This window comes from Streptomyces hilarionis, assembly GCF_024539675.1.
In the GTDB taxonomy this organism is placed as follows: domain Bacteria; phylum Actinomycetota; class Actinomycetes; order Streptomycetales; family Streptomycetaceae; genus Streptomyces; species Streptomyces hilarionis.
Genome location: NZ_JAHHIT010000712.1, coordinates 1 through 275, shown reverse-complemented (window position 1 = coordinate 275; position 275 = coordinate 1). Strand labels below are relative to the sequence as shown.

General features: G+C 56.7%; 1 protein-coding gene. It reads right to left on the bottom strand.

Annotated elements, in window-relative coordinates:
* A partial coding sequence (locus KMS84_RS44540) for a conjugal transfer protein TraG N-terminal domain-containing protein (protein WP_256921586.1) occupies positions 1-264 on the bottom strand: 264 nt, incomplete at its 3' end.
* Positions 265-275 lie beyond the last annotated feature (11 nt).

The following is a 275-nucleotide window of genomic DNA, read 5'->3' as shown; positions in this document are numbered from 1 at the left end:
ATAGTAGCCAGCCGTGTCGAGAAAATAGCTTGAGCCGATCCAGGATGCGTCGTGACTTTGTACCTTGTCCAACTGCGGACGGTTGGTGAACAACCGAGAACGGGAATAGCCATAACAGTCGCGAGTGAAATCGGCGACTTCCTGCAGCAGGACCTGACTGTCGATGCGTGAACTGTCGATCTCCATGCGCATCTGCCGGATATCCGGTGCGCAAGGGATGGATGCGGTGGCCGCCGCAGTCACGCCTTTGCTCAAGGCATGCACCAGAAACCACC